This is a genomic window from Exilibacterium tricleocarpae, from assembly GCF_007004655.1.
Classification (GTDB): domain Bacteria; phylum Pseudomonadota; class Gammaproteobacteria; order Pseudomonadales; family Cellvibrionaceae; genus Exilibacterium; species Exilibacterium tricleocarpae.
Map to the genome: position 1 here is coordinate 288,396 of NZ_ML660092.1, position 22,142 is coordinate 310,537.

Annotated in this window: 18 protein-coding genes and 1 pseudogene; 14 read left to right on the top strand and 5 right to left on the bottom strand. The window is 49.0% G+C overall.

Going from position 1 to position 22,142, the window contains the following annotated elements; genetic code table 11:
* Nucleotides 1–31: 31 nt before the first annotated feature.
* From FKG94_RS11285 to FKG94_RS11335, 12 genes and pseudogenes are all read left to right on the top strand, one after another.
* Complete coding sequence (locus FKG94_RS11285) at nucleotides 32–364, top strand: hypothetical protein (protein WP_142904335.1); 333 nt, start codon at nucleotides 32–34, stop codon at nucleotides 362–364.
* A gap of 411 nt (nucleotides 365–775) precedes the next feature.
* A complete protein-coding gene (locus tag FKG94_RS11290; RefSeq protein ID WP_179957598.1) occupies nucleotides 776–1,003 on the top strand; it encodes a hypothetical protein in 228 nt (75 codons plus the stop codon).
* The gene (locus tag FKG94_RS11295; protein WP_218943503.1) at nucleotides 975–1,346 is read left to right on the top strand and encodes a helix-turn-helix domain-containing protein; all 372 of its coding nucleotides are present in this window, start codon (nucleotides 975–977) and stop codon (nucleotides 1,344–1,346) included. Before FKG94_RS11290 ends, FKG94_RS11295 begins: the two co-directional genes overlap by 29 nt.
* Nucleotides 1,347–1,521: 175 nt before the next feature.
* Nucleotides 1,522–2,010: a thiamine phosphate synthase gene (locus tag FKG94_RS11300; protein ID WP_142904337.1), complete on the top strand. Its 489-nt coding sequence runs from the start codon at nucleotides 1,522–1,524 to the stop codon at nucleotides 2,008–2,010.
* Nucleotides 2,011–2,940: 930 nt separating this feature from the next.
* Nucleotides 2,941–3,501 (top strand): annotated as a pseudogene (locus FKG94_RS29530) (DUF6531 domain-containing protein); the annotation flags it as partial.
* Between the two features lie 123 nt (nucleotides 3,502–3,624).
* Entirely contained in the window at nucleotides 3,625–4,473 is an 849-nt protein-coding gene (locus tag FKG94_RS11305; RefSeq protein WP_142904338.1) for an RHS repeat domain-containing protein, read from the top strand.
* Between the two features lie 17 nt (nucleotides 4,474–4,490).
* Nucleotides 4,491–7,265 (top strand): RHS repeat domain-containing protein, encoded by a 2,775-nt coding sequence (locus FKG94_RS11310; RefSeq protein ID WP_142904339.1) that lies wholly within the window; start codon nucleotides 4,491–4,493, stop codon nucleotides 7,263–7,265.
* 14 nt (nucleotides 7,266–7,279) lie between these two features.
* Nucleotides 7,280–7,858 carry a tetratricopeptide repeat protein gene (locus FKG94_RS11315; protein WP_142904340.1) on the top strand — a complete coding sequence of 193 codons (579 nt, stop codon included), beginning with the start codon at nucleotides 7,280–7,282 and terminating at the stop codon, nucleotides 7,856–7,858.
* Nucleotides 7,859–7,861: 3 nt separating this feature from the next.
* Entirely contained in the window at nucleotides 7,862–8,221 is a 360-nt protein-coding gene (locus FKG94_RS11320) for a DUF6559 family protein (protein ID WP_142904341.1), read from the top strand.
* A 466-nt stretch (nucleotides 8,222–8,687) separates the two neighbouring features.
* Entirely contained in the window at nucleotides 8,688–8,873 is a 186-nt protein-coding gene (locus FKG94_RS11325; RefSeq protein WP_142904342.1) for a hypothetical protein, read from the top strand.
* A 54-nt stretch (nucleotides 8,874–8,927) separates the two neighbouring features.
* Nucleotides 8,928–13,973 (top strand): RHS repeat-associated core domain-containing protein, encoded by a 5,046-nt coding sequence (locus FKG94_RS11330; protein ID WP_179957599.1) that lies wholly within the window; start codon nucleotides 8,928–8,930, stop codon nucleotides 13,971–13,973.
* Between the two features lie 8 nt (nucleotides 13,974–13,981).
* A complete protein-coding gene (locus FKG94_RS11335) occupies nucleotides 13,982–14,233 on the top strand; it encodes a hypothetical protein (RefSeq protein ID WP_142904344.1) in 252 nt (83 codons plus the stop codon).
* Between the two features lie 233 nt (nucleotides 14,234–14,466).
* Here FKG94_RS11335 and yacG read toward each other — a convergent pair whose 3' ends face one another.
* The 5 genes from yacG to pilB all read right to left on the bottom strand — a co-directional run bounded on the left by yacG (nucleotide 14,467) and on the right by pilB (nucleotide 19,149).
* Complete coding sequence (gene yacG, locus FKG94_RS11340; protein ID WP_142904345.1) at nucleotides 14,467–14,667, bottom strand: DNA gyrase inhibitor YacG; 201 nt, start codon at nucleotides 14,665–14,667, stop codon at nucleotides 14,467–14,469.
* A 3-nt stretch (nucleotides 14,668–14,670) separates the two neighbouring features.
* Nucleotides 14,671–15,276 carry a dephospho-CoA kinase gene (gene coaE / locus FKG94_RS11345; RefSeq protein WP_142904346.1) on the bottom strand — a complete coding sequence of 202 codons (606 nt, stop codon included), beginning with the start codon at nucleotides 15,274–15,276 and terminating at the stop codon, nucleotides 14,671–14,673.
* 64 nt (nucleotides 15,277–15,340) lie between these two features.
* Entirely contained in the window at nucleotides 15,341–16,186 is an 846-nt protein-coding gene (locus FKG94_RS11350; protein WP_142904347.1) for a prepilin peptidase, read from the bottom strand.
* 10 nt (nucleotides 16,187–16,196) lie between these two features.
* Complete coding sequence (locus FKG94_RS11355; protein ID WP_142904348.1) at nucleotides 16,197–17,414, bottom strand: type II secretion system F family protein; 1,218 nt, start codon at nucleotides 17,412–17,414, stop codon at nucleotides 16,197–16,199.
* A 4-nt stretch (nucleotides 17,415–17,418) separates the two neighbouring features.
* On the bottom strand, nucleotides 17,419–19,149 hold the full coding sequence (gene pilB, locus FKG94_RS11360) for a type IV-A pilus assembly ATPase PilB (protein WP_142904349.1): 1,731 nt from the start codon (nucleotides 19,147–19,149) through the stop codon (nucleotides 17,419–17,421).
* Nucleotides 19,150–19,482: 333 nt separating this feature from the next.
* Between pilB and FKG94_RS11365 the strand changes: the two genes are divergently transcribed.
* Nucleotides 19,483–19,983, top strand: coding sequence for a pilin (locus tag FKG94_RS11365; RefSeq protein WP_142904350.1), 501 nt, complete (start codon nucleotides 19,483–19,485; stop codon nucleotides 19,981–19,983).
* A 160-nt stretch (nucleotides 19,984–20,143) separates the two neighbouring features.
* Nucleotides 20,144–22,138, top strand: a complete 1,995-nt coding sequence (locus FKG94_RS11370; RefSeq protein ID WP_142904351.1) for a hypothetical protein — start codon at nucleotides 20,144–20,146, stop codon at nucleotides 22,136–22,138.
* The last annotated feature ends 4 nt before the right edge of the window (nucleotides 22,139–22,142 follow it).

Consider the following 22,142-nt stretch of genomic DNA (forward strand, 5'->3'; position numbering starts at 1 on the left):
TCCTGTTTTATGTTTTTCGGGAGATGAAATTTTGAATCAAGTAGAAATTTTTTATGTGCCTATCGGGGTTGAAACTTATATGCCGATGACTCCGGAAAATATTGAGGAATCGGCTGTATTCGTAGGCGAGATTGCTCTGACGAATCGCCGTATTAAGAAGCTGTTCAAATTGCTGGGCTCGTCGTCTAAAGGGGAGTTTGAAATTGACAACTTGAGAGCAAAAATTGTCTTGCCCGAAAACAAAGTTACTTACATTGATAATAATGGTGGCATTCATTCACCAGAATTGGAGACTTACAAGTTATTTGATTCCGAATTGCAGGCAGTGAAGAAAATTCTGGAGAGGGTCACCGTTAAAAGGTAAAGATGTAAAAGGATGGAGAAAAGGTGACGGAGGATACAAAGTTTAATCAATCTCCCCTGGGGGGGAGCTGCTAAGAAAATTGAAATTAGTGAATCCGGATTTCTTGGGCTATTCGCAGTCTCACATGCACTTAAATCAGTCCAAAGTGCCGGTGTTTGAATTGGGTGGTAGGGCTCGTAGAGCATTTGTTCAAGTTCTTAATTGGCGCAGTGGTGGAGTTATATTCTTTGTGACTGCTAGGAATCTGGTAGTCATTTCTATCAGCGGCAGGCGTGGCTTGTGAGCATCCCGCTGGCGGTTCAAAAAATAGGTGTAGCAATATACCATTGAATGGTATATCTTCCCTGTCATGACATGGAGCGTCTACCTTACTCGCAAAGCAAAAAACAACTGTCCAGGCTGCCACGAACGATGCAGGATCTGGTCGACTTGGCCATTGAAGACCTGGAAGCTCAGGGTACTAACCCCCAAGGTTGGGATACCTTAAAAACCGGTGAGGATGAATACCGTCTGTGGCTGAATTACCGCTATCGCATGCGGTATTGCCAAATCGAAGATCGGGAATTAGAAATTGAAATTTTTTATGTCGGTAACCTACGGGATGCTTTAGATGAACCAAGCCCTCAAACTCCATCATGACGTGGGCGATATTGTGCTTATGCCACATGAGAAAGTGAATGCAGCTCGTTTAAAAGAAATGTTGCGTTCTACTTTAGATCAGTATCGAGAAGAGGCCCGTATCTCGGTCGCTACTGTCCATGCAGAAGCCAAAGTGCGCCACGGGGAAGACTATCGAACACCTGGCTATTATCTGCGGCTCTATCGCCAACGTGCGGGGCTGACCCAAAAAGTGCTGGCGGAACAAGTCGGCATTCGCCAGCATCATTTGTCAGAGATGGAAAACAACAAGCGCGTTCTAGGCAAAGTCATGGCCAAGAAGCTGGCTGACAAACTGGTCTGCGATTACCACAGGTTTTTATAGTCAATATGCCGGGTTCTGCAGGGCTGTATTGTCAAACCCGAATCAACCTATTGCTGTGCGGCTATATGGAAATCCACCAAAAAGCAGGTGGTCCCGGGATCGACCAAACCTCCCGTTAAGTCCTCGAGCATATTACTTCGTCCCAGTGGCGGTGGGGTAGAGGGACACTGATTCTTTGATTGAACAGTGGGACATGCACAAAAGTAGACAGTTGGATGATGCAGCTTATCTGGAGGTGGCGAAGGCTGTTGCGGCCTTGTGTCGCCGGCGCGGTGTTGTTGCTATTGCCAACACAGTGCCAGGGCTTTATCAGCAGACCGGCTGTCATGGGTTGCATGTTACCAGTGAGCGTTTGAAGGGGTTATCTGAGCGACCCGTTTCACAGCAGGCGTGGTTTAGCGCTTCCTGTCACTCGCCCGGGCAACTGCGCAAAGCGGAAGCCTTGGGTGTTGATTTTGTTACGCTTTCTCCGGTGTTTAAAACGGCCACTCATCCCGAGATGGAGGCTTTGGGCTGGTCGCGGTTTCAGTCGTGGGTCAGCCAGGCGAGGGTGCCGGTGTTTGCATTGGGCGGTATGGATACCGAAAAACTTGAGCAAAGTTTTGATTGTGGGGCGCAGGGAATTGCAGGCATTCGCGGGTTTTGGGATAGTGATGGTTGTTAAAGGCAAGGATAGCGATTTTTTACGGAACAATATATTTAATATATTTTCTTGCGGTTAGTAAGGTCTCTTCGGTCTACTATCAGTAGAGTGCCAGGGTGTGGAAGGGTGAAGAGACAGAGGTATGCATGGAGTGATAGTTATTGACTGTGTCTAGTTATTTCTCTCTTTAGGGCCCGCGTGTGCGGGTTGTTTCTTTCTCTGGTTATGCGCTGGGATGTAAAGGCATTTTTGTGAGTACGGCTTTTTTATATAGAAGCCACATAAAACTAGCGGACCTTTTTTACTGTCTATGTTCGGGCGTTTTGCGTTTTGTCGTTTAAAGATATAGCGACAAAAGTTAACTTATGCAACTTTATAAGTATGGGCTTTTTATTGCGCCTTGAACTTCCGGGTTTTAGGGCGATGGCTTAATGTCTCCATGGTCGCTTTAGTTTGTACTCTATACGGGGTTCAGGGTTGATCCTCAGGTACACTCGATTTTCAGGGCTTTCTTTTTAATTTTTTCTGGAAAATATTGGCGACAGCGAATCTCATAAAACACTAGCGAATCGTAGTGCTTCAATTTGTAGAAATACTTTTAGTGAACTGCTAAAAGCTGTTGTTATTGGTAGTGGTTAATAATATATCCTGATTTCAACTCATATATCTTGTTGACGAAGGAAGTCGAGCGCTGTAATTTTTTGCGAATCCTTCTTAAGGAGGAAAAACACAGTTGATAAACAGAGCCTACTCTTTTTTATCCTGTGCTGGTTTATCGTTGATTTTTTTCAGCGAGGATCTCCTGTTTTTAAAAACCTAAGTAGCAGGTGGCTTTAGATGACCCGGACTCGGATGTGGTTCTTCAAAACGATGGCAGTCGTCGTTATTGCGTCGTTGCTGTTGAGTGTAGGTGCCTTGGCTTCGCCTAAGTATCGATGGGGGGGTAACTGGATGAGATTCTATGGAGGGCCCTTGTGGGTGGGCTCTCAGGGGGCTGCCGTCAGCAGATCCTGTGCGAATCATAAAAAGAGCACGGAATCTGATGGACAGTCAGGTTCTGGTTGCGAGATTCGTGAAATATCTTGCTCTGTTAGTGGTGTCAGTGTTGAAAGTGAAGCTAGTCTTATTAGAGTGCAAATTCAAGCGACCTACAGCAAAAAGTGTGGTAATAACGTCTTTCCCGACCTAGAGTTTACCGAGCAAGTCGTTGGAGGTCTGTTGGTCCCCAGTGTGCCGCCTCCTGGAGATTCCTGCGGACCCGGTGGTGTTCCCTCCTCTAGCACAGGAAGGCCTATCAATACCGCAATCGGGAACAAGCACTATAAGGAGGTGGATTTTAGAGGCGGTGGGCTGTTCCCATTAGAGTTTGTGCGTTACTACAACAGTAAACCCAGTCCGGCATCTGAATCAAATTACCCGGTGGGCTTGTGGTCTCATTCGTATAACCAACATATTACCGTCACTGAGAGCGACCCTCGAATAACCGCTTCCGTAAAGCGGCCAGATGGTAGCGCCCATCAGTTTACCAGCCTTGATGACGGTGTCACCTGGACGCCATCGCTTCGCTTAACCACCGCTAAGCTGAACGCCACGAAAAATGATAATGGCGAGATTACCGGTTGGCTGTATAAACGAGTGGATAATGTCACCGAAACCTACGATGCCGCAGGCTTCCTGTCTGAGATTGAAGACCTTTCAGGTAGTAAACACACCCTCAGCACCGCCGGTAACACTGTCACCGTGACCCATTCGAATGGGCAGTCTCTGGTGTTGACGTATAAGTATTACAACTGGTATGAGGGGTTTACCGACATTAGCGCTATGACCGATCCCGATGGTAATACTTATACCTATGGCTATCGGGAAGACGGCGCTAAGATCGCCAGTGTGACGTATCCGGACTCCGATCCCACCGACGCTATTCCGCCACCTTCGCGCACCTACCTGTACGGCAACGTCCGACATATCACGGGCATTGTCGACGAAAGAGGTGCATTGATATCCACCGTTGTCTATGATTCCAGTGGCAGGGCTATCGAGAGCCAGGGCGCAGGTGGTGTTGGTAAGTCCAGTATTGTTTATAACAGTGTCAATACTGCTACCATTACCAACGCTCTTGGCAAAGACACTATCTACCGATTCTGGGCCGTCCAAGGCGTCAAAAAACTCGCTGAAGTCGAAGGCCAACCCACCAGTAACTGCGTGGGCGACTTTCGCACGTTTACCTACGATGTGCGTGGCTTTGTCAGCTCAAAAACCGACGCCCGAGGCACTATCACCAATTACGTTCGCAACACAGCCGGCCTGGAGCTTAGCCGCACCGAAGCGGTCGGTAAACCCGAAGAGCGCACCATCACCACGCAGTGGCATCCCGAGTTTAACCTGCCGGTCAAGATTACCGAACCGGAGCGTGAAACCCACTTCACCTATGATACCACCGGCCGACTGCTCAGCAGGACGGTCACACCGGCTGTCGCACCCTAATCAATGGATACGGATGGATGAACGGGACTGACATGATGAAATTGCCTTTCAGAAAAGCCCTGGTTGTTGTCGCCTTTCTCGGTCTGGCTTCAGGTGTTGCGGCCTCTGGCAACCAGGCCTGGCACTACACCTATAACGCCGTGGGTCTAGTGACCTCGGAGGACGGTCCCCGCACCGATGTGGCTGACACCACCAGCTACAGTTATGACGCGCACTGGAATATGCGCAGCATCACCGACGCGCTGGGCCACACCACACAGCTGCAAGACTACAACAGTCGCGGCTTGCCGGGAAAAATCATCGACGCCAATGGTGTCGAGACCCTGTTGACCTACCATGTCCGGGGTTGGCTGGCCTCCTCGACCGTCAAGCATCCCTCGGGCAACGCCGCACTCGATGCCGTCACCCGCTACGACTACGATGAGGCCGGTAACCGGACACAGGTCACCTCACCGGATGGTTCTGTGCTGCGCTATGAGTACGATGCCAACAGCCGGCTCACGGGCATCGCCAGTGGCCTGGATGGTCGTATCGAGTATACGCTGGATGCGGCGGGCAATCGCCTGGAAGAGGTGATAAAGACAGGCACGGAGGCGGTCACCACCGTGTCCTATGATGCTGACGGGTATATCAGCACGATCACCACGCTTGGCAGCGGACCGGTTGTCTTCAAGGCCACGCGTGTCTTCGATGAGTTAAGTCGTGTGATCAAAACCGTTGGCGCGGCCGCCCAAACGAGACAGTTTGGTTACGATGTCAACGGCAATGTGATTCAACAGATCGATGGTAAGGAAAACACCACCGGGCAGGTGTACGATGCGCTCGACCGGATCGCCACAGTCACCGACCCGCTCTTACACAACGTGAAGTATACCTACGACGGGCTGGATCGCATTGCCTCCGTCGAGGATCAACGGGGGCTGGTAACGCGCTACGTTTACGATGCCTTCGATAATGTGGTGCGTCTGGAAAGTCCGGATACCGGCATTACGCATTTCACCTATGACAACGCCGGCAACAGGCTCACCCAGACCGATGCCCGGGGTGTCGTTACCCATTACCACTACGATGCCCTGAATCGTGTCATTCAATCGCATAGTCCCGGTGATGCCACCGCTACCGTCACCTATACCTACGATGACACCGCAAATGGCAACTATGGCCGGGGCCGCCTGACCGGGCTTGTCGACAGCAGTGGCGAAAGCCGCTACCGCTACGACCACCGCGGTAATGTGATTGAGCACACCCGGATACGGGACGGCCACACCTACACGGTGACCTACCAGTACAACCTGGCCGACCAGGTGACGCAGATGACCTATCCCGACGGTGGTGAGGTGACCTATAGCTATGATATGGCGGGTCGTATCAACGGGGTGGACACCCGTGCCGGGGGCACAACCACCACGTTACTCAGTGACGTTGATTACTTGCCCTTCGGCCCCGTGATCGCCATGCGCTATGGCAACGGCCTCAATTACAGTGCCGTCTATGACCAGGATTACCGCCTTTCCCAGTTGGCCATCGGTACCCTCGGTGAAGTACAAGACACGCTTTATCAGTATGACGCCAATAACAATATCACGGGCATGACGGACGGCAATGATGCCAGCCAAAACCAGTTATTTGATTACGATCCACTCGACCGGTTAGCCTCAGCCAGCGGCGGCTACGGTAATCGTCTCTATCAGTATGATGCCACGGGCAACCGCATCACCTTGACAGACAATGGCACCGATACCTACTACCTGTATGACGCGGCCAGCAACCAACTGCTGACCGAGGGGCAGTGGCAGTACAGCTATGATGAGAACGGCAATACCGCCAGCAAAACCTGGGCTATTAACCAAGGCACCTTTTGGGCGTACAATACCCGCAACCGGCTGAGTCGTGTGGTTGTAAAATCTCTGGATGCGCAGGGCCAGGTGGTTGAGACAGAGCTGGCCCGCTATACCTACAATGCATTGGGGCAGCGCACGGCGAAAACGGTTGCGGGGGTGACAACGCACTATCTGTATGGTCTGGATGGCCAGTTGATTGCTGAGGCGGATGGCAGTAGCGGTGCGGTCAGTGCCCGTTATGTGTACGTGGATGGACAGCCTTTGGCTTATAGTGTCGCAGGGGCTATCTATACGGTCCATACTGATCACTTGGCGACGCCGAAGTATCTTACCGATGCGTCGGGGCAGGTGGTGTGGTCGGCCAGGGCCAAGCCGTTTGGTGAGGCGGTGGTGGATGAGGACCCGGATGGCGATGGGGTGACAGTGGTGATGCCGTTGCGGTTTCCGGGTCAGTATTTTGATCAGGAGACGGGGCTTCATTACAATTACTACCGGGATTACGATCCAACGATAGGGCGGTATATCCAAAGTGATCCTATTGGGATATCGGAAGATTATTCTGATCCGCAATTACAAGTTGCATTGCTTCAAGGTATACCGTTAGCGGCAGGTGGCACGTCAACCGCGCTGAATCATGTTTACGGTTACGTCAAACAAAACCCGCTGAGTTATATTGATCCTTTTGGATTGTCTCCCGGAGGTTCTTCCGGTGATTCTGATAGCGGGAAACAGTGTGGCGACAAGAAAAAACCTGATTGTAAGAAAAGATGTAAATGGGTGCCAACTGCGAAAGGTTTGAAAGCTATTTGTATGACTTTATGTGTAGCAGTTAGTCAACCAATGGATGATGTTAAGAAGCCCGGTAGAGTTGGGCCGGATCCATTTCCTGGATCCAGTCAGCCACGTGAAAGACGGCCTCGCCCACCCATTAAACCACCAGAAAAAGAGTAAAGGGTTTAGGTAAAATGGTGAATCCGGATATAGGTTCGAGATATGATTTGGCACACCGTGCATGTACGGAAGGAAATTTTTCAAAAGCTTTCTACTTATATAAATCCCTTGCCGAACAAGGTTACTCTAATGCTCAGTTATATATTGGTGAAAGTCTTTATTTGGGGTTAGGAGTAGAGAAGAATGATTTGCAAGCTGTTTTTTGGCTAGAGAAAGCAGCCGGTGCTGGTGAAGGTCAAGCTATGTTTATACTGGGTAAAATTCTGGGAGAGCAAACTGATTTTCAGAAAGCGTATGCGTGGTACGAGAAGGCATCAAAACAAGGGTATTATCCCGCATTTTATAAAATGGCTATTTACGAAGAAAAAAATCGTTTAGAAAAAAAGAGCAAAGAACATATTTTATATCTATATGAGAAAGCAGCTATGTCAGGCCATCTTTATGCAAAAAAGGAGCTGGGCGTGCGTTTGATCAAAGGATGGGGTGGAATTTCAAAGATCTTTAAAGGTGTTTCCATTTATTTGTCATCTATAGTTCGACTATATAGGGCCTTTAAAGAAGGGGACCCAGATACACCGAATATGCACGTGTGATATATGGCTTTCTCCTATTTTAGAAATCGTGCTATAAAAAGCTACGCTAGAGAATTACCTCGATTGCTGAATAAGCGTTACGGAAATTCTAAGCACTATACCAAAGGTCAAGTATTAAGGACGGTAGAATACGCAGGCCTAAGCAAAAAGTATGTAAATTATGCCTATGGTTTATTTTGTGGTTTCGATCAATTCCAACAGAGTCTAGAACAAAATAAATACTTTAAAGAAGTTAAAGGCTATCTTGCAGAGAAATATTTTGGCGGAGATGCAGATTTCTCTACTGCTGATGTGCATGGAATAAATGCCAGTTTTTTAGGCGATGGTATTGGTGGCGGTGGTAGTGATGGAGCAGGAAATTAGAAGAGGCGGGGGGAGAAGGGAGGTAGAGGGACACCGGATTAGGAGGACACTGAGAAAAGGTAACGCAGGATATAAAGTTTAATCAATTCCCTGAGGAACTGCTAAGAAAATTGGAATGAGTAGGTCTGGAATCCTCGGGCTATTCGCAGTTTCATATATAAGTATAGGTGACGGAGGGAATAAAAATCAATCAAACAGACGTTATGGTTGCTTTGTTGTCCTATTACTTTTTACCTGAGAGTCGGGAATGTCCTGTAGGTGAATTTTGGATTGGCAGGGGGTAGGGGAAGCTCAGAGGGATTAAAATATAGTCAGAGCTGGATTGTATAAAAAATAATCCCTCCGTCTTCTTTTTCCTCTAGATTATTTGGGAGACGGTTTACTTAACCGCGGGACTTTTGATGATTAAGTGAACTGCCTCTGGAATACGGAGAAAATCTATCGGGATATAGTAGCTTCGATATCGATGGCCACTGGCGTAGCGGACACCATAGAGTCGTTGTACTATGAAGGTTACAGTAGCCAGTATACCAACACCAATTTGCGCACGGATATTACCATCGGGCTGACCCTCGCCTATAATAGCGCATTTTATTGGCCTCATAATTATCAAGAAGTGCTGTTGCCGGAAGCGGCTGATGAATATGCATAGTATCGCCGTAACTTCTGTCTTCGCTTATTTGTCTTACTAAACTGGATGAAAAATATGAGCAATATAACCGCTTTCTCAAAAGCCATGTTAGTTGTTGTTCTCGCCCTAGCAGCCTCTATTTCGGGCGCTCACGCATCCCCATCCTGCAAGTACGTCGACAAATCATACGTCAACTTCACAACCGCCGCCGCCGCTTGTTTACAGAGTTGTGCTACAAGTTGTGAATATACCGCATTAGGATATACATGTAATGAAGGGTATAGGGAATGCGTTCAATCAAATGATGGTGTGGGCACCTGGAAGAACTTTTATGCAGGGACCAGTGGATGTTCACCCGACCAACCTTACGTCGATGAAGCAGGGCAGTGTCTGCCAACTGACAAAGAAAAGGAAAATGACCTGGGTGATCCCGGTAATAATGGGAGCTGTAGCAGCGGTGTCTCGGGCGCTGTTGGAAACCCCATTAGTATTATTTCAGGTAACAAATATCAGCATGAAGTCGATTTTGTATCCTCTATCGGTGAAATGCCTCTACGAATAGAACGTAGTTACAATAGCTTTGATTATGGCATATATTCGTACGCAGCTGACGTCAATGTGCCCTGGTCGACACAAGATAGAATCGGTATTTTTGGAAGGAATTGGAGTAGTAATCTTGATAGCCGTTTGTACTTTATCAATGAAGATAAAATACAGATTATTTTACCCGACGGGCGCCGGATACAATTTCACAGGGAAGGAAGTACCAATAGTTGGAGTGCAGAAAATACAATTGATCACAGCCTTGTCAATGGAAATGAAAAATATAAGCTAAATTCAATCGATGGTGACCAACTAACATTTAGCCCTGCCGGACGTTTGTTGGAACAGAAGAATAAGAAGAATCAAACGCTTACTTTCGAGTACACAGAAAATCTTCTGACTAAGGTTAAGGATAGCTATGGGAACACGCTATCGATTACCTATGAAAACCAAGTTGTTGATAAGATCATAGTGATGGGTATGACGTATGACTACGGCTATATAGACGCAAATGGCAATCTCCTGTCCAGTGTTTCATACAGCGATGCTCAGGGCGCCATCCAGTCAAAGATCTATGAGTATACCGAGCCTGATCATATCACGGCATTAACGGGTATTGTCGACGAAACCGGGCAACGCTATGCGTCTTGGAGCTACGATATTTCCGGGCGTGCCACGCGAAGTGAGCATGCTGGAAAAGAAGTTGTAGAGATTGATTATACTCACGCTGATAACAGCACACCACGGTACGCCAAAGTCACTAAATATGTCGATGACATCAATAACACACAAGCTGAGCTGGTATCTAAACACTATATCGAGGCTAGTCCTCTGGGCGGTAGTCGCCTTTCTCATTTTGAGGTGGATGGATCGGTCACCTCTTGTAGTGATGCTAAATACAATTCGTTTAATAGTAGCAATCAGGTAGAAGTGACAACACACGGTAACGGTGCGGTATCCAAATTTGGATATGATGCTAATGGCAATCGAAACCTTAGGATATCCGGTTACAAGTGGAATTCATCCAATGGCAAGCCTACCATAGATCTCGGGGATCTGGTTGAAACCGCACGAATGTCCCGCGTAGACACCCAATGGGATGCGTCACTTAGGCAACCTCTTGAGATCAAATATTCCGGAAAAGCCGCAGGTGCATGGTCAGAGTATCAAAAAGTTAATTTTGTCTACAATGCGGAAGGTAGGGTAGAAAGAAGGATTATTACTGACTTGACGCAAATCGGTGCACCCTATAGTACCAACGGACGAACCAGAACCTGGAATTACACCTATACCTATCACGATGCTGAGAAATCACAGCTGGCAACCATTGCGACTGACGGGCCAATTCCGGGAATTCAGGATACTGATATAAGCTATTTGGATAATCAGGGGCGACTGGTACAGTCAACTAATGCGCTTGGCCACTCAATTCAGTATAGTGTTTTCAATTCCCAAGGTTTACCAACACGAATCGTCGACGAAAATGGCATAGCATCTACTGTCGATTATAATGAAAAGCAGCAAGTAACTTCATATATACAGGCGAGTGAAACCGCTGAAGCTGTCACCACTTCTTATGGATACTATCCAAATGGCAAAGTAAGGCGAATTACATTAGCTGTCGGTACTGCCCAAGAGAACTGGATAGAATACTCCTATGATGCTTCGCGCCATCTCACTAAAGTTGAAAACTCTCAAGGGGACTATTCTATACTTACCCCCAGCGTAGTAGATGGCAGACCTTTAAAAATTGAAGTTCATGATACTTCTGGTATTTTAAGGTACGCCTACCAGGAAGCGCTTGATGAGCTAGGCCGGTTGATAACCATCTATGACGCTAATAGTTTGATAGTTCGCGAATACAATTATGATGATCAAAACCGAACGGTAACTCAAAATACGGCAGAGAGTCCTGCAACCGAGGTCAAAAAAAGCTATAACCAGCTAAAGGAATTGTTTGAAATTCAACACGCAGACGGCAATCCCCGCTACGTTAGTTATTATGACTACGATGCACAAGGTAACTTAAGCGGTGTGACTGACCAGGAAGGGAATCTCACACGCTATCTTTACGATGGTTTTGGGCAGCTTATCCAACTTAACAGTGCTGATACCGGAATATCTCAATATTGGTATGACGAAGCAGGCAATCTTAAGCAAGAAACTAACCAATCTGGGCAGGTCATCGAATACGATTACGATTTACTGTCGAGAATCAAAGAAAAGCGATACGTCGGTTTTGATTCGGAAACGGTGGTCTATACGTATGATGATACGACCAATGGGAATCACGGAATTGGCCGACTTACAGCAATTGCTGGCCCCTCTGGCGGTTACGAGCGGAAGTATGATGCTTTAGGACGTTTAATTTACCGGGGCTATACCGTAGAAGGAGGGTTGTATGAGTGGCGCTATCATTTTGGCGTGGCTGATTATCTGACTCAAATGGAGTACCCCAGTGGTAGGCTTGTTGACTATAGTTATGAAAATGGCCAACTCATCGCCCTGAAAACCAGGAGATCGGCATCTGCGGAGCAGGTTACGTTAGTAGATGCAATGGTATCGCTACCATTTGGCCCTTTAACAGAAGCCAATTTAGGAAATGGTCTACAGCTCACAAAAGTGTTTGATCTCAACTATGCATTAGATGACATTGGAGTGAAAAGTGGGTCATTGACTTCACTGTATCGGGATTATTCGTATACCCGTGCGGGAAATATTGACCAAATCTTTGATGAGGTAGATTCGACTAAGTCTCAGAGTTTTAACTACGATAATTCAAATCGACTAATATTCGCTGACGGTATCTATGGCAGGATTGAATACCAGTATGACGGTGTTGGTAATCGTAAGCTGTTAACGCTAGATAGTAATAAGGACGGGGTCATTGAGGAGTCGGATAGTTACTTGTATGACATATCAAGCAACCGCTTAGTCAGTATAACTGCGCAATCGAATATAGTGAGCAGTATTCTCCACGATGCAAATGGGAATATCACCCACAACGCGTGGGCAGGAACCACTTTCTCTTATAACGCGGCAGAGCGATTGGTTGGTGCACAGATCAATGGCATCACAGCGAACTATACCTATAACAGCCAAGGTCAACGAGTGACTAAAACCATATCTGGCCCCAATATTGATGAGCACATACAGTACCACTATGGGTTACAAGGGGAGCTACGGGCTGAAACTAAGGGAGATGGTACTCTGATTGCCGAGTATATTTACCTCAATAGCGAACCCATTGCAGTTGTCAAACCGGGGTCAATAGGGCCCATGTCCAATGGCACCGGTACCGTACCTGCATCTGTTATATACTCAAAAAAGTATAGCGCTGTGGAAGTAGAAGGGGGCGCGACGTTAAGCGGCACTTCGGTGACATCATACGACGATGCGGCACATGCGGGTCGAAGTACGTTAGCGGTTCAGGGAAAAGTCTACATTGAATTGAACAATGTTAGTCCCTATCACATGGTCGGTGTCGCTAGTGAAAACGCTACCTACAACTGGTACACTGGTGCGGTGAACTCAGCGTATTACTACGTGGCTAATGGTGGCTTATATGGAGTTGCGACTGGTTCTGGTGGTATTGGTTCATTCAGCGGTACTGTAGGAGTAGCAATTGACAGCCAAACTAAAAGATTCTGGTTACGCCAAAGCGATGGCTCGTGGCTAAATGGTGACCCTATAACGGGTGAAGGCGGGATGTCTTTTGCTTCGCTGTCCGGCTCCGAGGTACGAGTGGCCGTTAATAACGGGGGCGCTGGATCGGGCACATTAACGATAGATTTAAATCTGGGGGAGCAAGCCTTTATACATTCTACGCCAGAAGGATATAAAGCTGGGCTATTTAGAGAGAATGTTGTTGATCCAGAAGTTTACTTTATACACAACGATCACCTCAATACCCCACAATTAGTCACTAACTATGATCAAAAAGCTGTATGGCGTGCTCAGTACAAACCTTTTGGTGAGGCTGTTGTGGATGAGGACCCGGATGCTGATGGGGTGGCGGTGGAGATGCCGTTGCGGTTTCCGGGGCAGTATTTTGATCAGGAGACGGGGCTTCATTACAACTACTTTAGGGATTACGACCCAACGATAGGGCGGTATATTCAAAGTGATCCTATTGGGTTGGCTGGTGGGGTTAATACCTATGGCTATGTTCTCCAGAATCCACTTATATATAGTGACCCCAAAGGTCTAGTAACTTCATGTCAGACTAATCCCATACAGTGCTCTGCCGCCGGTATGGGCTCTAGAGGGCTCTCGCCAAACGCTGGCAATGCGGCGTCGGGAGCAACTCTAGCTGCAGGCCAACTTAGTCAGGAAAAAACCAAAACTCCAGAAGAAGAAGGCAGGGATGCAGCGGAACACTTGGAAGAAGATGAATCCTGCCCAGACGCAGATCCTGATAGGAACGGAGAGAACTGTAGAGAAATCAGGTTGCGCTGCAAAAATATATGCATTGGTAAGTTTTTTTCAAAAAATAGGCGTGGTAACTCTGGAGCATGGGTCGCTAGGTGTGAAACTACTTGCTCGAGGGTTATGGGTTGTAGCCCTCACCCTTATTAGGAAATGATATGAATCGAGAGTTAGCAAAGAAACTTATGAGTGAGCTTCTTGAATGCCATAGAGCCATGGATATTGCTGAATTCACAGCAAGGGAAATCAAAGATGAGAAACTATCTTACGAGATAAGGCATGCAATCGTGTCCGCCTCTTCGCATCTTTATTCAGATGCCATGGGTCGTATTATCTCAAGGTTTCCTGAACTCGAACCTTATCCATCAGAAGGTGAACAAGAGCAAGAGAGGGGATCGAGTCTTGACTAATAGTTAATGTTTAAATGCAAGCCATGTTACACACTTTTCTAAACGCAAAAGAAAAGGTAACGGAGGATATAAAGTTTAATCAATGCCCTGAGGAACTGCTAAGAAAATTGGAATTAGTAGGTCTGGAATCCTCGGGCTATTCGCAGTTTCATGTATAGTTAAATGGTGAGCGTCCGGTCTACCACACCTGAACTCAGTAGCGAGGCAATCACCATAAAAAAGCAGCGCAGCCCTCACCGCCCCTCCAAATCATCCGACAGCACATCATCATAGAGCGAGTTCCCCTTAATCCGATGCTCTTCATTGGCCCATTCACCAAAGTCAATCAACTGGCAGCGTTTGCTGCAAAACGGCCGATAGGGGAAATCATCGTTCCACAGTACTTTCGCCTTACAGGTGGGGCACTCAAGTTCCAGCGGCGGTTTCTCGGCCATCGATCAATCTCCGTGCTCGGCTGCCATTTTCAGATACTGCTGGTGCAGCTTCTCGACCGCGCGTTCTAAATCCTCCAGGTTGCCGTCGTTGACTAGCACATCATCGGCGCACTTCAAGCGCCGCTCCCGGTTGGCCTGGGTCTTCATAATGGCTTTAACCTGCGCCTCTGTGTTGTTGTCTCTCGCCATGGTTCGCGCTAACTGCAGTTGTTCGGGAATATCCACCACCAGGATGCGCTGGGTCAGGCGGTGCTGACTGGTCTCCACCAGCAAGGGCGAAACCAGGATGCTATAGGCACTGGTGGCGTTGCGCAGGCCGCTTTTCAATTCCTCGAAGATAAGGGGATGCAGCAACCGCTCCAGCCAACTGCGCTGGCCCGGGTCCTGGAATACGATCTGCCGCAACGCGGCCCGGTTGAGGGCGCCGTCGGCGTCGAGGATATCGGCGCCGAAATGCTCGGCGATGGCTGCCAGTGCCGGGCGGCCCTTCTCTACCACGGTGCGGGCGGCGATATCGGCGTCCATTACGGTGACGCCCAGGCGCTCGAAACATGCCGACACGGCGGATTTACCGCTGCCGATACCGCCGGTAAGACCTACGATGAACATGCCCGGGAACCTTTGTGTGGATGGAAGCTGTATGGATCGGTGCATCGAACCCGGCTGTCACGGGTCAGGACGCCAGCCCCATAAAGCGAAAATAGGCAGTGGTTATCTTATCGCCCCACATCAAGGTTATCCAGCCGGCAATGGCCAGGTAAGGGCCAAAAGGGATCGGAATATTTTTATCGCGCCCCCGAATTAAAATGGCGGCAATACCAATGACCGCCCCCACCAGGGACGACATGATAATAATGACCGGCAGCGCCTGCCAGCCGAGCCAGGCGCCCAGGGCTGCGAGCAGCTTGAAGTCGCCGTAGCCCATGCCTTCCTTACCGGTGACCAGCTTAAACAGCCAGTAGATCGACCATAAAACCAGGTAGCCGGCGGCGGCGCCATAGAGCGCATCCTCAAGCGGGGCAAACAGGCCCTGGGCGTTGGCCAGAAGTCCCAGCCACAGCAGTGGCAAGGTGATGCTGTCGGGCAGTAATTGATGGTCGATGTCGATGACGGTCAGTGTGATCAGGCACCAGGTGAGTACCAGCACCAGAGCCGTCTGCACGCTGGCGCCCATCTGCAGGGCGACAAATCCGCATAGCAGTCCCGATATCAGTTCAATTATCGGGTAGCGAGGGGAAATTCGCTCGCGGCACTTTGCACAGCGTCCCTTGAGAAACAGGTAGCTGATAACGGGGATATTTTCCCAGGGTTTGATGCGATGACCGCAATGGGGGCAGGTGGAGTTGGGTACCACCAGATTGAAGCGGGGGCCGGGATCGTTTTCCAACTCCAGCAGTTCGCAGCAGTCCTGTTTCCAGGACTGCTGCATCATTTGCGGGAGTCGGATGATAACGACGTTTAAGAAGCTGCCGACCAGCAGGCCCAGCACTACGGCGAGGGCGATAACATAGGTTTCCATTCGCTGTGGGTTACACCACCTGGCCGATTTGGAAGATGGGGAGGTACATGGCGATCATTAGGCCGCCTACGAGGATGCCGAGGACTGCCATGATCAACGGTTCCAGCAAGGAGGTGAGGTTATCGACCAGGTTGTCCACCGCCTCTTCATAGAAAACCGCTACTTTATCAAGCATTTCATCCAGCGCGCCCGATTCCTCGCCAATAGCTGTCATCTGTAGCACCATGGCGGGGAATTTGCCGGTTGCTCTCATTGCCGCGTTGAGTTGGATGCCCGTAGAGACATCGTCGCGTACCTTTTCTACTGCTTCCTGGTAGGGGGCGCTACCGGTGGCACCGGCGACTGAATCGAGTGCGTCTATCAAGGGGACACCAGCGGCAAAGGTGGTAGAGAGAGTGCGGGCGAAGCGGGCAAGGATTGAATTGAAAACGATCAGTCCGACTACAGGCAGTTTCAATGTCACTCTGTCTACAAAGGCAGCAAACTTCTTATTGCGTAACCGGGCTTCTTTAAACGCGAACCCAGCGGCTATTATGCCTAACAAGATAAAAAACCAGAGGTCCTGGACAGTGTCAGATAACCCCAGGACAAACAGTGTAAACGCGGGCAGGTCGGCGCCAAAGCTGCTGAATGTCTCGGCGAACTGCGGCACAACCTTGACCAGTAGAATACCCGTGACGATCACTGCTACCACAATAACCGCTATGGGGTAGGTCATGGCCTTTTTGATCTTCGCTTTGATCGCCTCGGTTTTTTCTTTGTAGAGAGCGATTCGGTCAAGCATGGTTTCCAGGGCACCGGACTGCTCGCCTGAGTCCACCAGGTTGCAAAAAAGATCGTCGAAGTGGCGCGGATGCTTCCGCAGTGAGTTGGCGAAACCGCCCCCGGCCGCGACGTCTTCGCGGATGCTCAGCACCAGCTCTTTCAATGCCGGGTTTTCGACCCCGTCGGCGACGATTTCGAAGCTTTGCACCAAAGGCACTCCGGCTTTCATCATAGTGGCCATCTGGCGGGTAAAGATGGCGATATCCATCGGCTTGATCGGCTTTTTGCCGCCGCCAAACAGCGGTTTCGGCTTTTTGCGCACTGAACGCGCTGAAATGCCCTGTTTTAACAGTTGGGCTTTGATAAGCGCTGAACTGTTGCCGCTGATCTCTCCCTGGATCGACTTACCTTTCCTGTCAACGCCTTTGTAGACGTACATGCTTGCTGTTGAGGAGGCCGCCATGTGCTTAGTCCTTAGTTACCCGATTTGCTTCTTCTAGGCTGGTGAGCCCTTCTGCCGCTTTGCGCAGTGCCGATACCCTAAGGTTGTTGAACCCCTCTTCTTTGGCGAGGTTGGCTATTTGCAATGCGTTACCGCCCTCCATTATAAGTGCGGAGATTTTTGGGGTGATGCGAACTACTTCATAAACTCCGACGCGGCCCTTATAGCCGTTTGTGCACTGGGAGCAGCCGACAGGGTGAAAGAGTTGTATGTCAGCGGGGGCAACGCCGATATCGTCAAAGCCCTCCTGGCGCAGGATCTCTTTGGGGATATCGTCAGCCGGCTTTTTGCAGGCGTTGCACAGGCGCCGGGCCAGGCGTTGGGCGATAATCAGGCTAACGGTGGTGGCCACGTTAAAGGCGGGGACCCCCATATTCAGCAGGCGTGTCAGGGTTTCCGGGGCGCTGTTGGTATGTAGCGTGGAGAGGACCAAGTGGCCGGTCTGGGCGGCCTTGATGCCGATTTCAGCCGTCTCCAGATCGCGTATTTCCCCAACCATCACGATATCCGGGTCCTGCCGCAGGAAGGAGCGCAGGGACTCGGCAAAGGTCAGACCCACCCGGGTGTTGATCTGGACCTGGTTGATGCCCTCCAGGTTGATTTCCACTGGGTCTTCCGCCGTGGAGATGTTCCTTTCCGGTGTATTGAGGATATTTAGGCCGGTGTAGAGCGATACTGTCTTGCCGCTGCCGGTGGGGCCGGTCACCAGGATCATGCCCTGGGGTTGATGTAGGGCGTCCAAGTACAGCTTTTTCTGATTGTCTTCGTAGCCCAGGGCGTCGATGCCCAGCTTTGCCGAGCTGGGGTCGAGTATCCGCAGTACGATCTTCTCGCCAAACAGGGTGGGCAGGGTGTTGACCCGGAAATCGATAGCCCTGGACTTGGATATCTTCATCTTGATCCGGCCGTCCTGGGGGACCCGCCGTTCGGAGATATCCATTTGTGACATCACCTTTAGCCGTGCCGCGAGTCGGGTGGCCAGGTTATTGGGGGGCTTGGTGACTTCGTGCAGTATCCCGTCGGTGCGAAATCTGACCCGATAGGTCTTTTCGTAGGGTTCGAAATGGATATCGGAGGCGTTGCCTTTAATGGCGTCCAGCAGGACCTTGTTGATAAAGCGAACGATGGGGGCTTCGTCGGCCTCGGCGGCTTCATCGGCACCCGGCATGGCTTCTTCATCGACCGCTTCGATATCGAGATCGTCCAGACTGTCCTCGTCCAGACCGCCCAGGGTATCTCCCAACGACTCCTCCTGGGACTGGATAAAGTCGTCTATGGCTTTAGTCAGTTTATCTGCTTCGACCAAAATGGGATCGGTAGTGATACCGGTGTGGAATTTAATCTCATCGAGAGCGTGCAGGTTGGTGGGGTCTGCAATGGCGATAAACAGTCGGTTGCCGCGGCGATACAGGGGGAGTGCATGGTGCTTTTTGATCAGTTTTTGGTCAACCAAGCCTTTGGGCAGGCTGTCTTTACTTATAGTATCGAGATTTACCAATGGGGTGCCGAATTCGTCTGAGGCTGCGCCGGCCAGGCTGAGGGCGTCGACTAGCTTACCATTGACCAAATACTGTGCCAGTGGTTGTTTTTCCCTCAAGGCCTGGGCACTCGCGTCCGCCGCCTGGCTGTCGCTAAGTAGCTTGTCGAGGACCAGGCGTCTGGCCAGGCCGCTGATGGCGGTTGATGGAGCGTTCATATACCGTGTGATCCCGAGCTTTGAGCGAAGCTAAACTGCTGAATGAACTAAAGACACTAACTGTATGTAATTATTGAAGGTTTGTAAAACAGTCAGCCAGCGCGATTCTTATGTTTGCTCAGTTGTTATGATAGCTGAGAGATCACCCAGCGGTGGCATTTGAGTGACAAATATCGTCACTAAGTGAAAAAAAATGTAGCCTGAATGTGTTTTTTGCTTTAGTGGGAAGCGTAAGTTATTGGTAACAAAAGAATTTTTGACTTGGCATATTTTCTGCTGAAGAATCGTCACTCTTTCATTTACTAAAAACTGGGTATTTTGGAGTTCCAAGTCATGAAAAATGTAAAAAAAGCAGTTCAAAAGGGTTTTACTCTGATTGAATTGATGATCGTGGTAGCGATTATTGGTATTTTGGCCTCGATTGCATTGCCGGCCTATCAAGATTACACCATCCGGACGCAGGTTACTGAAGGTTTGAACCTTGCCGCTGAAGTGAAGACCGCTGTAGGCGATTTTTGGTCCGCGCGAGGCGGAATGCCGCTTAACAACCAGTCAGCAGGTGTTTCACTTCCAACGAGTATTACTGGCAATTATGTGACGCAGGTGGCTGTCACTAACGGGGCAATCTTAATCACTTATGGTAATCGAGTTAATGCTAATATTTCTACTCAGACTCTTGGTTTGACTCCTTATGTGAATAACGCCGGGGGTATCGTATGGGTGTGTGGTACTGCGCCCGCTCCTGATGCAAACGATGCGGTCCTTACAGATAATACTGCAGCTACAACAGGAAATTTGACTGCTAAGTACACGCCGAGTGAATGTCGCCCTTAAAACGATGTTACGTGGGCAATATATTAAGCTTGCATTTTGTAGATAGATCACTACAGTAGGTAGTTGAGTTCAACTAAAGCTGTCCCTCAACGGGGCAGCTTTTTTTTTGGGGGGGGTGGATATTATCCGAGGCTCCTGTGTTATTTTGGCGCGATAACTTATGAGTAGTTTGTTTAGTTGGGAATCAAGTAAGCACAAAACTCTTGCGGCTATTAGTTTGGCTGCCATATTGATCCTAGCAGCGGTTATCTATGCTTCGGGTCTTGAGGGTGTATTTGTTTTTGATGATGCAGTCAACATCACGGGCAACATCGCTGTTCAAATTGACTCTTTAAGCCCGGATGTTCTTCGTATTGCGATGTTTTCCTATGGTGACGGTGTATTCAAAAGACCGATCAGCATGCTTTCGCTGGCTTTGAATCACTACTTCAGCGGCTTAGATCCATATGCCTATAAATTGACAAATTTGCTGATACACCTGTTGTGCGGTGTTATTGTCTTTATTTTCAGTACGCTGATCTTTTGCGCCCTGCGATTGAGAGGTATCGTCGGCGTTACCGATCGTGTGTCGCTATGGGCGAGTGTAGCAATCACAGCCGCCTGGCTGCTGCACCCGCTTAACCTGACTACGGTATTGTATATCGTACAACGTATGACTGGACTCTCGGCCTTGTTTGTTTGGTTGGGATTAGCGCTTTATTGCTGGGGCAGATTGCGACAACTGCAAGGCCGGGGTGGTTACATTGCCATATTGTGCGCTTTTTTTATATGCACACCGCTTGCTTTTCTGGCTAAAGAAAATGGTGCGCTTTTGCCGCTGTTCTTGTTAGTGGTCGAGTGGATTCTTTTTGGTTTTAATCAAGACGATGGGAGAAAATCGCGTTTTGTGGTAACACTGTTTGCTGCATTTGTCGTTCTTCCCGGGATAATCCTGCTGATTTTTCTGGCGGTTAATCCAGAATGGCTGATGGCGACTTATGAAAAACGCCAATTTACATTGGAAGAGAGAGTGTTGACTCAGCCGAGGGTTTTGTTCTTTTACTTAAAGATGACATTAATACCACAGCTTTCTGATTTGGGATTGTATCACGATGATATTGTGGTTTCTCAAGGGTTGTTATCTCCCGCTACCACGTTGCTGGCTTGGCTGGGGATTTCTGTCCTGATTTTTTCTGCTTTTTTACTCCGCAACAGCCAGCCTGTCGCTTCATTTGGCATACTTTTTTTTCTGGCTGCGCACGCCATGGAGTCGACGATTTTTCCTCTGGAGATGGCTCATGAGCATCGTAACTATGTTGCTCTGTATGGTGTACTATTTACAGTTATTTTTTATTTGTGCACCGTCTTTTCGCAAAAACGCATATCTGTGGTTCTCCGGACGGCGGTGATTGGCTTGATCATTTTATTCGCTTCAATTACCTCTGTTAGAGCTGTCGTCTGGGGCGATATAGTGGAGCAGGCCTCTCTAGCGGTAAAACACCATCCGAATTCGGCTCGCTCTCACTATCAATTAGGTCGGGTATATTGGAGTCTTATGGAGGCATCGGAAAACGATCAGCTAGGTAAGTATGCGAACCTCGCCTACCGTCAATTCCTTACCGCTGCAGAACTGAACAATACTCACCGTGCCGGCAACCTGGTGGTCGCATTTCATTTGGCCAGCTTTAGGTTGGCCCAAGGCCACCTCGAAAACGTTGCATCGTATCCGCAAGAAGAGCTGTTTACTTCCCTAACAGAGTATCCTATCTCTCACTTTACTGCGGCCAGTCTCACCGGTCTTGGCGATTGTGCTGCTTACGACTGGTGCCAGGTGGAAACCCAGACAATAAACGATATTTTTAACCGGGCACTAGCTAACCCCTCAGTGGACGGTAAAGTTCGCAGCAGGTTACTGGCTACCTCCGCTAACGTCTTGTTTCAACAAAATGAAGTAGCTTTGGCAATTGATCGCACTGAAGAGGCTCTTTCTCTGGAGCCGGAGCATTTGCAACACTACTTAAATCTGAGTATGTTACTGCTGGCGGTAGGGGAGGTGGGCAGAGCAAAGGAGATTATTTACGAAGTGAAAAGTAAGGACGACGCTGGGCTCTTCAGCAACCAAGTCGAAAACCAAGAAGCCGCTATTGCCAGGTTTGAGGAAATGAATGTAAATTAGGTAT